The following is a 12,442-nucleotide window of genomic DNA, read 5'->3' as shown; positions in this document are numbered from 1 at the left end:
GTGTGTTTAGGTAATAAGAATATTAGTCATTTAGTTGTATTTAACTTTAGAAAAGAGGTATTATATGAGTCGCCGGAAAGCCAGGGAAATGGCATTACAGACTTTATTTCAGCTTGATTTTAATTCTGCCGATTATAATGATGCGCTTGGTTTGGTATTTGACGAAAATCTGCAGGTAAGTACCAAAGCAAAAGAATATACCGAGCAGCTTGTACAGGGAACGCAAGCTCATCTGGAGGAAATAGATAATATTATTTCAAAGGTCTCCAACGAATGGAAGCTGGAGCGGATGACTGGTGTTGACCGCAATATTGCCCGTATCGCCGTTTATGAAATGACCTATAGCGAGGAAAAACTGCCTCCTAATGTGGTAATCAATGAAGCGGTCGAGCTGGCAAAAGCATTTGGTACGGAGGACTCCAGTCGTTTTGTGAATGGTATTTTAGGTTCTCTGGTAAAAAGCCGGCAGTGAGGTGAGGGGTTACCATGACTCGCTGTTATCTGGGGATTGATACCAGTTGCTATACAACATCGGTGGCCATTTTTAACGAGACCGGCCATTTGCTTACTGAAGTCCGAAAATTACTAACTGTTAAATTTGGTGGCCGTGGCCTGGCGCAATCTGAAATGGTATTTCAACACTCACGCAATTTGCCTCTACTGTTAGAGCAGGCGCTGGCGTCCATTCAGAATGAACGGAGTTTCGCTGCCATTGGGGTATCTGCCTATCCCCGTCCTTTGCCGGATTCTTACATGCCAGCTTTTCTGGTGGGGGAAGGCTATGCAAGGGCGTTGGCCTGTATGCAAAACAACAGGTTATACCGGATCAGCCATCAGGAAAATCATATCTTAGCCGGCATTTGGTCGGCAGGCGGACCGGCTGGTAACGATTTTTTAGCTGTCCACGTTTCTGGCGGAACGACAGAAATTGTCCGAGTCAGCAAAACTAGTCCGATGAGCTTGGAAAGACTCGGCGGCAGCTCTGATTTACATGCCGGTCAATTCATTGACCGTGTAGGTGTCGCGATGAAACTTCCTTTTCCTGCAGGACCTCATTTAGAAAAACTAGCAGCTCAAGGTCATGATAATCCTCTTTTGTTGCCTGTTGCAGCCCGGGGATTGCAGATTAGTTTTTCCGGACCTGAGTCTCACGTAATGCGTCTTTTGCCTAAAAATCCTGATTTTGCGGCACTAGCTGCCGGCGTGGAGATTTGTGTCGCAGAGGCTTTATATAAAATGATTCGCGAGGCAATAGGGCAGACTGGTCTTGAGGAGATTCTATTGGTGGGCGGTGTTATGTCCAATTCCTTCATTCGGCAATATGTTTCTAAAAAATTAACTGCCGAACGGGCAAAACTGTATTTTCCACAGAAAGAATTCAGCAGCGATAATGCCGTTGGTGCGGCATACTTCGCTTCCATACAATAGCACGCTTACCGGATTTTTCGCATATGCTACTAATAAGAAGAGCTATGCGGAGGTGCACGCGTATATGTTGGCATATATTGTCGTAGGCGCAGCCATAGGTACTTTTATCGGACAATTGCTGCCGCCGGGAGGTTTTATCGGTTTTGTTGTCGGTACGGTTACCGGCTTTTGCGTACAAAAATATATCTCTCACAGAAGTTTTTGATATGACGTTGTCTCATCTGCATTTCAGACTTCTGTCTGTTTTTTTTTGTGCATTATACAAAATGTTAGGATGATGGCTTTGAAAGTATATACGGTCAGCGATATTACAAAATATATTAAACAAGCCTTTGTTAGGGACGCCATACTTTCATCCGTCTATATTAAAGGTGAAATTTCAAATTACAAGCAGCATTATTCCGGACATTGCTATTTTACTTTAAAAGACAGCAATGCGACAATACGGGCCGTTATGTTCAAAAGCCGGGCACAGTTTCTCCGCTTTAGACCGCATGACGGATTGCAGATTATTGCCGGAGGTCAGATTTCCGTTTTTGAACGGGACGGGCAGTATCAATTGTATGTTGAACAATTATTACCTGATGGTGTCGGTGATTTAAGCCTTGCTTTTCAACAATTGAAGGAAAGACTTTCAGTAGAAGGACTGTTTGATGAAAGCCGGAAACGGCCTTTGCCGATGCTGCCGCAAAGAATCGGCATTGTTACCTCGCCGACAGGAGCTGTACTGCGGGATATCGTTACGGTTTCCAAACGAAGGCATCCCGGCATTTCTTTAACTTTGTTTCCAGTCAAGGTGCAAGGACCGGAGGCGCCAAAAGAAATTGCCCGCGCCATTACCGTGCTAAACCGGCTAAAGCAAGTCGATGTGATTATTGTCGGTAGAGGCGGTGGTTCGATCGAAGAGTTATGGGCATTTAATGAAGAAGAAGTTGTCCGCAGCATTGCGGCTTCTGAAATACCGATAGTGTCGGCAGTAGGTCATGATACAGATTATACACTTTCCGATTTTGCGGCAGACAGACGGGCTGCCACTCCCTCGCAGGCTGCCGAGCTGGTTGTCCCCGATGCGGCAGAATTGCGCCGCTATGTAAAAGCATTGCGTGACATGCTGATAAAAGATATGTATCATCTAATTGATAGCAACCGGACTTGTGTTTTGAAATATATTAGCAGCCGTTTCTTTACACAGCCTTATGAACTGATTAAAGATAAACAGCAGTTGGTTGACGAGCTTTTACAACGGCTGGTACAGGCAACCGGTAAAACCGTCGTTACCAAACAGCATGCATTTAAACTGCTGACGGAAAAATTGTTGGTATTGAATCCTTTGTCCGTATTAGCACGCGGTTATAGTATTACCCGTACGGCCGAGAAGGAAGTTATCCGCTCCGTCCGGGATGTCGTTCCCGGTCAAGAACTGGAGATTATTCTGGTACAAGGCAGTCTTACTGCTAAAGTGATTACCGTAAGAGAAGGAGAACCCCGTGAAAAAGAAAACCGCTGAGTTAGCTGAAAACCAAACAACTGGAAATGAGCTATTGTTTGAAGAGGCATTGCAGAAATTGGAAGATATCGTAAAACAATTGGAAAAAGGCGAACTGCCCCTTGACGAGTCGCTTGCCCGTTTCTCGGAGGGAGTTCTTTTATCCAAAGCCTGCCTTACCAAGCTAAATAATGCCGAACAACAAATAGATACAATATTGCATGAGGAAGAGGGCATAATGGTAGAAAAACCATTGCCTTTGCAGGAGGATATGTAATGTTACGCAAGTACATTCAGGAAAAAAGCACACTCATTGACCTGGCTCTAGAAGAATTTATTCCGGAATATAACGGATATCCGGCAAAAGTCTTTGAAGCCATGCGCTATAGTCTGTTAGCAGGTGGTAAACGCCTGCGTCCCGTCTTATTGATGGCTGCCGCTGATGCCGTTGGCGGTCAGGGCGCCCGTTACCGGCACGTTGCCTGCGGGTTAGAAATGATTCATACCTATTCCTTAATACACGATGACCTGCCCAGCATGGACAATGATGACTACCGGCGCGGCAAACTCACCAATCACAAGGTGTTTGGTGAAGCAATTGCCCTGTTGGCAGGAGATGGTCTGCTCACGGCTGCATTTGAAATCATGCTGGCTCAGCCGGAGGTTGCACCGGCGGTACTGCTCCAGGTTGTGCGGGAAATAGCCTCGTCTGCCGGCGCAACAGGCATGATTGGCGGGCAGACGGTTGATTTATTGTCGGAAGGAAAAATGATTAATATTGCTACCTTGACGTACATGCATCAGGCCAAAACCGGTGCCTTATTCAAGGCTGCACTGCGTGCCGGCGCCATGCTGGCCAATGCACAAACATGGCAGGTAGATGCATTGACTACCTATGCGGAAGAATTTGGTCTGACTTTCCAAATCACTGACGACATTCTTGATGTAACAGGTGATCAAGCGAAAATTGGCAAGCCGGTCGGCAGTGATGAAAAAAATCAAAAGGCTACCTATGTCTCGCTCTATTCACTGGCAGAGGCCCAGAGTATGGCGGAAGCTGCCGGACAGCAGGCACTTTCTGCTTTGGACAAGTTTGGTCCTGAAGCCGACGTATTGCGCTTGATGGTTCGCTATATTCTAACCCGCGAGAATTGAGGTGCTTACATTGTCTGAGTTCCTGGCTTCCCTGGGACATAACATTATTCTCCTAAGTGCTTTTACAGCCTGGCTAAGCGCCCAATTACTAAAAGTACTTACTTCTTTTTTAGAGCACCGCGAGTTTAATGCTGAACGGTTGGTCGGCTCGGGCGGTATGCCAAGTTCTCATACGGCTTTGGTAGTCAGCTTGGCTTTTGCTACAGGCTTACAGGATGGCTTTGCTTCCTCCACTTTTGCCATTGCTGTCATCTTAGCTTCTATTGTGATGTACGATGCGGCCGGGGTGAGAAATGCAGCCGGTAAACAGGCTAAAGTCATCAATCGTTTGGTTCATCAGATGCGGGTCGAACATACCTTGCCTGACATAAAACTGAAAGAATTGCTGGGACATACGCCATTAGAGGTTTTAGCCGGTGCCGCTCTAGGTATTTTAGTTGCTTATGCGTTTGATATTTTCCGCTAAACGAGTTTTTCTAGAAACGAAAGGATGTATATGAGTAAAGAGCGTTTGGATGTTTTATTGACCACCCAGGGCTTGGCTCCCAGCCGCGAACGGGCCAAGGCCTGTATCATGGCCGGACTGGTCTTTGTCGACGGTCAAAAAGTGGACAAGGCCGGTACTTTGGTACCCACCACGGCCAACCTCACCGTCCAGGGCGACAGCATTGGCTATGTCAGCCGGGGCGGCTTAAAATTAGCTAAGGCCCTGGCGTATTTTCAGATTGATATGACCGGAAAAGTCATGGCTGATATTGGCGCATCAACTGGTGGCTTTACTGATTGTGCTTTGCAGCATGGCGCCGCCAAGGTTTTTGCCATTGATGTTGGTTATGGGCAACTAGCCTGGTCTTTGCGGACCGATGAGCGTGTCGTTAACATGGAAAGAACAAATATCCGCAATGTGACAGTTGATATGCTGGGTGTTTACCTGGACTTTGCTACCATTGACGTGGCCTTTATATCTTTAACCAAAGTCCTGCCGGTAGTAAAGTCGCTCCTGGCAGAGCACGCTACCGTTATCGCATTAATCAAGCCTCAATTTGAAGCAGGCCGGGAAAAAGTAGGGAAAAAAGGTGTCGTAAGGGATGGCGGTGTTCATATCGAGGTCATAACGCATATTATAGAGTTTGCCAGGGAGACGGGGTTAGTACCAATGAATTTGACTTTTTCCCCGGTAAAAGGGCCCGAAGGTAATATTGAGTATTTAATTCAGCTGGCTAACTTTCCTACGGAAGATGCACTTACCAGTCAGGTGATCGCCGAAGTGGTTGCCAATGCCCATGGAACTTTATCCTAATCAGGCAGATTATACAGATTTTAGATAAATAGTAATCGTCCGTTATCCGGAACCATAGCTGATTTTTCATTCAGCTTTTACGTGACGCACGGTACTAGTTGGATATGATGGGGGAAGGATCTTGCTGACTTTTGCTTTATTTCCGAACTTCAAAAAAAAAAATATTGGTAATGTACTGTCCTGGATTATTGAGTATCTGCGCAAAAACCAGGTAAGGGTCCTCTTGCCGGAAGAAATGGCAAAAACAGATATATACCGAAGTCTGACTCATCCTTTTGAGCAGGAGCCGAGCCAGGATATTACACTGGCCCTTACTCTGGGAGGTGATGGCACTTTGCTTAGCACCGCCAGAAAGATTGCACCTTACGGAATTCCGCTTTGCGGTATTAATATGGGGCAACTGGGTTTTCTGACGGAAGTGGAACTGCCGGAGTTAAGCGTGGCTTTAGACAAATTAATTGCCGGAGCGTATTCCACGGAAAACCATGTCATGCTGGAGGCAATAGTTTGCCGTGGCAAGAAGACCATCTATGTTTCCTCCGCGTTAAACGATGTTGTTGTGACCCGCGGCGGCTGTTCCCGTATGATCCGGTTAAATTTGTATATAAACCATGCTTTAACGGCAAATTACTCGGCTGATGGCTTGATTATTTCCACACCTACCGGTTCCACAGGCTATTCTCTGTCGGCCGGCGGTCCGATCATAAAACCCAGCCTGAATGTATTATTGATAACTCCCATATGCCCTCATACATTAAATTCACGTTCTCTGGTAGTTGCCGATACGGAAGAAATGCTGATCAAACTGCAATCGGTATCGGATGATATCGTGTTAACCTTAGACGGTCAAACGATTTACAAGCTATTGCCCGGTGATCAGATAACCGTCAGGCGCTCCGGGTCTTCAGCTCAATTTGTCAAATTTAATGATCAAAATTACTATGGGAAATTACATAGTAAGCTGCGAAGGGGCAAATGAAAATGCAAACCTTAAACGCCGTTCAACTGGCGCAACGACTATTGTTGCCAAAGGTTCAACAAGCGACCTGTCTAGTCGATGCTACCATGGGAAAAGGTGGTGATACACTGTTTTTAGCCCGGAACTCGTCTCCCGCTGCCACGGTATATTCCTTCGATATTCAAGCTGCAGCGGTAAAGCAAACACAGGAACTACTGACCAGGCACGGTCTTGAACAAAAAGTCAAACTGATTTCAGCCAACCATGCAACGGTTGGTGAACACGTCGGCTTAGGAATGCTTGAGGTTGCTATGTTTAATCTGGGGTATCTTCCTGGAGGGGATCATCTGCTGATTACCAAGCCGCAGACAACTGTTGAGGCACTACACATCTGTCTGCAGCGCTTGCAGGCAGGTGGTTTGGTTTCCGTTGTCGCTTATCCGGGGCATAGGGGAGGAAATGAAGAGACACAGGCAGTAGAAGATTTTCTGGAGAAATTACCGCAAAGCATATTTACCGCCTGCTGCTGGAATGTACTCAATCATACCAAGCATCCACCCCGGTTATATATAATTGAAAGGACGAGAGGTGAATTTTTTGAAGGGGATACGGCACGCGAAGATTAAGGAAATCATTGAACATAAAGTAATTGAGACACAGGAAGAATTGGCGGAATCCTTACGAAAAGAAGGCATTGAGATCACCCAGGCCACTGTTTCCAGAGATATTAAAGAATTAATGTTAATTAAGGTTCCTGTTGGTGACGGACGATACCGGTATGCATTTCCCTTAGAACAAAACGTAATTTTTTCGCAGGCGAGAATGGCGCGTATGTTCCAAGATTCTGTTCTACTCCTGGACCATAGCCAAAATATGATTGTATTAAAGACGCTTCCCGGGACGGCTCAGGCGGTTGCTTCCACTATTGACTGCGCCAAATGGCCGGAAGTATTAGGAACCGTTGCCGGTGATGACACCATTTTTGTTGTAGTAAAACCGCCGGACGCAGTTCCCCTGGTATTAAGCAAATTTCAGAATTTGTTACAACAATAGTTTGTTCATTATACGGTTAGACGCTTTAGTTTAGAGGAGATGGATGTGGATGCTAAAATCGCTAACCATTACTAACTTCGCCTTGCTTCAGCAAGTGTCTGTAGAGTTTTCAGAGGGACTGAATATTTTAAGCGGCGAAACAGGTGCCGGCAAATCAATTCTTATCGATGCTTTGGGCATTATCCTGGGGGAGCGGGCCTCCGCCGATTTTATACGTACCGGGACTGATTTTCTCCGTGTAGAGGCCGTATTTGCCATTGAGCAACTAACTTCTGTTATGGAATTACTGGATGAGCAGGGAATCGTTCCGGAAGAAGGCAGCATCATCATAAGCCGTAAAGTGGCTCGTAATGGCAAAAATACCATTATACTTAATGGCTGCCATATTACCCTAGCTGTTTTGCGGCAAATTGGCGAAAAACTGGTGGATATGCATGGTCAGCATGAAAATCAATCTCTGTTGAAACCGGAAATCCATATTCACCTACTCGACTTGTTTCAACATGACATTCTACCGGCTTTGCAGAACTACCGTGAAATATACCGAAACTGGCTGAAGGTCAAGGAAAATCTGACCAAGCTTGAAGTCCATTCCCGCGAGCGTGAACAACGACTGGATATGCTCTCCTGGCAAACGAAGGAAATCTCCGCCGCAGCGCTGCAGATCAATGAAGACCGTGACCTTGATAATGAAATACGCGTATTAGCCAACTCCGAACGAATTGCCCGGGCTATCAATCACGCCCATCTCTTGCTGGGAGAAGGCCTGGGCGACCAGGGTGGTATCATTGCCCAACTGTCGGAAGTAAAAAGGGAACTGGAGTCCATCGAACGCTTTGACGATAACCTGCACCCGATCATTGCAGCTATTACGGAAGCCTTATATCAACTGGAAGAGAGCACCAGCGATATAGGCAGCTACCAGGATACCATTGAGTTTAATCCTGAACGTTTGGAAATGCTGCAGCTGCGGGCCGACCTGATTCACAAGCTAAAAAAGAAATACGGTGCCACCATTGAAGACATTCTGACCTACTACGAACAAGCAGAAAAAGAACTGTATACTATAAATCATTATGACGAACAAATCGAAAAATTGCTTCGCCAGCGGGACAGTCTGCTTGTTGAACTCCAGGCTGCTGCAGCCAAGCTGAATACATTACGAAAGCAGTCGGGGCGAGAGTTGGGCAAGGAAATAACCGAGCACCTTGCTCATTTGGGGATGCCTAAAGCTAACTTTACTGTTCATATCGCGTCCAGTGACCGATTAGGACCGGATGGCGCCAATGATGTGTTGTTTTTATTTTCGGCCAATCCCGGGGAAGAATTAAAACCCTTGCATAAAATAGTCTCCGGTGGTGAATTGTCCCGTATCGCCCTAGCTATTAAAGCTGTTTTTTCGCAAAAGGACGAAATTTCGACCCTAGTCTTCGACGAGGTAGATGCTGGTGTTGGCGGAGAAATGGCCTTTCGCATTGCGGAGCGAATTAGTCTGATCAGTGCCAGCAAACAGGTGCTATGTATCACCCATTTGCCGCAAATTGCCTGTATGGCGGATACACATATTTATATAGAAAAGCTCGTGGAAGAGGAGCGGACAACTACTTCGCTTCGCCTGTTAACGGAAGAACAGCGGCTAACCGAATTAGCCCGGATGGTTTCCGGTACGGAGATTACTCCCATTGCCTTGGAAAATGCGCAACAAATACTGGAAACTGCTAAAAATAAAAAAGAAAAATGGAAAAAAACAGAGAAACTTTGAGGTTTCTCTGTTTTTTTTAATGTAATCGCCTTAAATAAAGATAAATGATAAATAATGCTATTAATTCCGGAATAATCCCCTAAAAAATCAGGTAATCTATAAACGAAATTGAGTTAAAGACTAATGTGCGAAGGGATGTGATGTAAAAAAATGCATAAAAGTCGTCGGCGGTCTTTTACGGGGATAATGATTGTATTACTCATTCTCAGCTTTTGTTTTTCACCACAATTTCGCAGCATCTATAATCTTCCGCCGCACATCAATATGATTGAAGGGGAAACAACTTTTTTTCCTATTAACTTTCCTTTGACGATTAAAATATATAAAAATACCAGTTATGAAGTGAGCTCCCCTGTTTATGCATTTTCAAAAGAAGTGGCACTATCATCACAGACTATCGGTAAAAGCGTTGTTGAGTTCAAATTATTGGGGCTTTTTCCTTTGCGCAGTATCCAAGTGGATGTCATCCCAGCTATTAAATTAATTCCTGGCGGGCATTCGATTGGTGTGATTTTGCACTCGCACGGCGTACTCGTCGTCGGCAACTCACCAGTGCAAAATCAGGAAGGTCAGTTCGTAACACCGGCAAAGGATGCGGGAATTGAGCTCGGCGACACAATTGTAAGTATTAACGGAATGACCGTTAACAGTGACGCCCAGGTAGCTGACCTCATTGACAGTAGCGGCAAAAGTGGACAATCACTACAAATGGTTATTAAACGAAACACCGAGGAAATGAATGTAACTGTTTCACCAGTATTATGTAATGAAACCAGGCGTTACCGGATTGGACTTTTTGTAAGAGATAGTGCAGCCGGAGTCGGTACACTTACTTTTTACGAACCTAAATCGCGAGCTTATGCTGCTTTAGGACATGTGATTGCCGACAGTGATACTAACCAGCCTATTGATTGCGATCAGGGTAAAATCGTAATGGCCACCATTTCAGGGATACAGCAGGGAAAGCGAGGCCAACCGGGAGAAAAAATCGGTGCCTTTGTCGAGGACAATGAAATAGTAGGAGATATTAAGAAAAATACTACCTTCGGTATATATGGCCAAATGAAAACCAATTTGACCAATGAGTTGTATCCCGACGCTTTACCTGTTGCCTCCATGAATCAGATACAAACAGGACCTGCCGAAATTTTGACCGTTATTGATAATCAAAAAATAGAAAAATTCAGTGTAGATATTCAAAAAATCAATCTGCAAGAGGCACCTAGCAGTAAAGGACTGGTTATTAAGGTCACCGATCCACGTTTATTAGAAAAAACCGGTGGAATTATTCAAGGAATGAGTGGTAGCCCTATTATTCAAAATGGCAAACTAATCGGCGCGGTAACTCATGTCTTTGTACATGATCCAACCAAAGGCTATGGCTGCTTTATCGACTGGATGTTGATGGAAAGTGGATTAATTCCAAAAACAGAGAAACAAACGGTAGGGAAATTATTCACTTTTTCCTTGCCGTTTGTTTTTAGGTAATAACTCTTACATATTGTATTTATTTTCCAAAAGAGGAAGGAAATCACGTAGCTTTGTCGAATTGTATTTTCATAAAACTACAGGGAGGAAAAGTAATGACAAAAGAAGTAATTAAAGTGGCAATTGCTGATGATAACCGTGAATTTGCTGCAATTATGCAGGAATTCCTTACACAGCAGGAAGACATCGAATTGGTAGGGATAGCGTATAACGGAGAACAGATTTTGACAATCATTCAGGAAGCTAAACCTGATGTAGTTATCCTGGATATTATTATGCCGCATTTAGATGGCATTGGTGTATTAGAGCGGGTTAATACTTTCAGTGGAAAACGTCCTAAGATCATCATGTTGACTGCTTTTGGCCAAGAGAGCATTACTCAGCGGGTTGTGGAACTGGGTGCGGATTATTATGTATTAAAGCCATTTAATATGGAAGTCCTAGCGAGCCGAATCAGACAGTTAGCCAGCACGATTACTTTGCAGCGACCTGTAGTTGCTCAGGCAATAAAAGCTCGTCCCGTCGATGTAGAGGTTACTAATATTATCCGTGAGATTGGCATTCCGGCTCATATTAAGGGCTATCAATATTTACGTGATGCAATCATGATGATTATCGGTGAAATTGAATTACTTGGGGCAGTCACCAAAGTCCTGTATCCCATGATTGCCCAAAAATACTCAACAACTCCCAGCCGGGTCGAACGGGCTATCCGCCATGCGATTGAAGTGGCCTGGAGCCGTGGCAATATGGAGATGATCAACCGGATTTTTGGTTATACTATTAAACTGGAAAAAGGGAAACCTACCAATTCTGAATTCATGGCGATGATTGCCGACAAACTCAGAATGGAAATGCGCGGCGCTTAATAGCGATCAGACAAAAGGTAAAGGATATTCGAGGCATTCCTCATGCCCGGATATCCTTTTTGCTATTTTCCCCGATGAATAAAAGGTAATTTGATTGGCAATAATCCTCCTATAGGAACGAACAAATACGGTGCAGGGAGATAGGGAGGATTCACAGTGATTATTAATAAGGTTGAGATATGTGGTGTTAATACAGCCAAACTCCCGGTTATTTCCGCCGGCAAAATGCGTGAATTGTTTGAGGTCATGCAGCAGGGAGAAAAGTCTGCACGGGAACAGCTTATTTACGGCAATCTGCGTTTAGTCCTAAGTGTCATACAACGGTTTAACAACCGTGGCGAATATGTTGACGATTTGTTCCAGGTTGGATGTATCGGTCTGATCAAGGCCATTGATAACTTTGATTTATCACAAAATGTCAAGTTTTCCACTTATGCAGTACCCATGATTATCGGTGAAATAAGGAGATATTTGCGCGACAACAATCCAATACGGGTAAGCCGTTCTATGCGGGACATCGCGTATAAGGCATTGCAGGTGCGTGATTCCCTGGTAAGCAAATATTCCCGGGAGCCTTCTATTAATGAAATTGCCGATGAATTAAAAATACAGCGGGAAGAAATCATTTTTGCCCTTGACGCCATTCAGGAACCGATCTCTCTATTTGAGCCCATTTATCATGATGGTGGTGATCCGATCTTTGTTATGGATCAAATCAGCGATGATAAACACCAGGATTTTAACTGGCTAGAGGGAGTGGCCATCAAGGAAGCGTTGCGTAAATTGAGCGAACGGGAAAAGCATATCCTTACATTACGCTTTTTTGAAGGAAAAACGCAAATGGAAGTCGCCGATGAAATCGGTATATCACAGGCTCAGGTTTCGCGTTTGGAAAAGGCCGCATTAGGTCATATGCGTAAATATATTTAACTGGGGAGTAGTT

Annotated in this window: 15 protein-coding genes; all 15 read left to right on the top strand. The window is 44.8% G+C overall.

Annotated features, from left to right (window positions below; translation table 11 throughout):
• The first annotated feature begins 64 nt into the window (after positions 1-64).
• The 15 genes from nusB to sigG all read left to right on the top strand — a co-directional run bounded on the left by nusB (position 65) and on the right by sigG (position 12,429).
• Entirely contained in the window at positions 65-472 is a 408-nt protein-coding gene (gene nusB, locus F3H20_RS01745; RefSeq protein ID WP_149733250.1) for a transcription antitermination factor NusB, read from the top strand.
• Positions 473-486: 14 nt separating this feature from the next.
• Positions 487-1,428 (top strand): Kae1-like domain-containing protein, encoded by a 942-nt coding sequence (locus tag F3H20_RS01740; RefSeq protein ID WP_149733249.1) that lies wholly within the window; start codon positions 487-489, stop codon positions 1,426-1,428.
• Positions 1,429-1,492: 64 nt separating this feature from the next.
• Entirely contained in the window at positions 1,493-1,633 is a 141-nt protein-coding gene (locus tag F3H20_RS19800) for a hypothetical protein (protein WP_177173417.1), read from the top strand.
• Positions 1,634-1,711: 78 nt separating this feature from the next.
• A complete protein-coding gene (xseA, locus tag F3H20_RS01735) occupies positions 1,712-2,935 on the top strand; it encodes an exodeoxyribonuclease VII large subunit (RefSeq protein ID WP_149733248.1) in 1,224 nt (407 codons plus the stop codon).
• Positions 2,916-3,191 carry an exodeoxyribonuclease VII small subunit gene (gene xseB / locus F3H20_RS01730; RefSeq protein ID WP_149733247.1) on the top strand — a complete coding sequence of 92 codons (276 nt, stop codon included), beginning with the start codon at positions 2,916-2,918 and terminating at the stop codon, positions 3,189-3,191. Before xseA ends, xseB begins: the two co-directional genes overlap by 20 nt.
• Positions 3,191-4,069, top strand: coding sequence for a polyprenyl synthetase family protein (locus F3H20_RS01725; RefSeq protein ID WP_149733246.1), 879 nt, complete (start codon positions 3,191-3,193; stop codon positions 4,067-4,069). Before xseB ends, F3H20_RS01725 begins: the two co-directional genes overlap by 1 nt.
• A 1-nt stretch (position 4,070) precedes the next feature.
• Positions 4,071-4,535, top strand: a complete 465-nt coding sequence (locus tag F3H20_RS01720) for a divergent PAP2 family protein (protein WP_223191556.1) — start codon at positions 4,071-4,073, stop codon at positions 4,533-4,535.
• A 30-nt stretch (positions 4,536-4,565) separates the two neighbouring features.
• Positions 4,566-5,369: a TlyA family RNA methyltransferase gene (locus F3H20_RS01715; RefSeq protein WP_149733245.1), complete on the top strand. Its 804-nt coding sequence runs from the start codon at positions 4,566-4,568 to the stop codon at positions 5,367-5,369.
• A 121-nt stretch (positions 5,370-5,490) separates the two neighbouring features.
• Positions 5,491-6,348 (top strand): NAD(+)/NADH kinase, encoded by an 858-nt coding sequence (locus F3H20_RS01710; protein ID WP_149733244.1) that lies wholly within the window; start codon positions 5,491-5,493, stop codon positions 6,346-6,348.
• A 2-nt stretch (positions 6,349-6,350) separates the two neighbouring features.
• Positions 6,351-6,953, top strand: a complete 603-nt coding sequence (locus tag F3H20_RS01705) for a tRNA (mnm(5)s(2)U34)-methyltransferase (protein WP_149733243.1) — start codon at positions 6,351-6,353, stop codon at positions 6,951-6,953.
• The gene (gene argR / locus F3H20_RS01700) at positions 6,925-7,380 is read left to right on the top strand and encodes an arginine repressor (RefSeq protein ID WP_149733242.1); all 456 of its coding nucleotides are present in this window, start codon (positions 6,925-6,927) and stop codon (positions 7,378-7,380) included. Before F3H20_RS01705 ends, argR begins: the two co-directional genes overlap by 29 nt.
• Positions 7,381-7,429: 49 nt before the next feature.
• Positions 7,430-9,142 (top strand): DNA repair protein RecN, encoded by a 1,713-nt coding sequence (gene recN / locus F3H20_RS01695; RefSeq protein WP_149733241.1) that lies wholly within the window; start codon positions 7,430-7,432, stop codon positions 9,140-9,142.
• A 150-nt stretch (positions 9,143-9,292) separates the two neighbouring features.
• Positions 9,293-10,630: a SpoIVB peptidase gene (gene spoIVB / locus F3H20_RS01690; protein WP_149733240.1), complete on the top strand. Its 1,338-nt coding sequence runs from the start codon at positions 9,293-9,295 to the stop codon at positions 10,628-10,630.
• A gap of 95 nt (positions 10,631-10,725) precedes the next feature.
• Positions 10,726-11,499: a sporulation transcription factor Spo0A gene (gene spo0A / locus F3H20_RS01685; RefSeq protein ID WP_149733239.1), complete on the top strand. Its 774-nt coding sequence runs from the start codon at positions 10,726-10,728 to the stop codon at positions 11,497-11,499.
• Between the two features lie 156 nt (positions 11,500-11,655).
• Entirely contained in the window at positions 11,656-12,429 is a 774-nt protein-coding gene (sigG, locus tag F3H20_RS01680; protein ID WP_091743425.1) for an RNA polymerase sporulation sigma factor SigG, read from the top strand.
• The last annotated feature ends 13 nt before the right edge of the window (positions 12,430-12,442 follow it).

Source organism: Propionispora hippei DSM 15287, from assembly GCF_900141835.1.
Taxonomy (GTDB): domain Bacteria; phylum Bacillota; class Negativicutes; order Propionisporales; family Propionisporaceae; genus Propionispora; species Propionispora hippei.
This window is presented reverse-complemented; position numbering and strand designations above follow the sequence as displayed.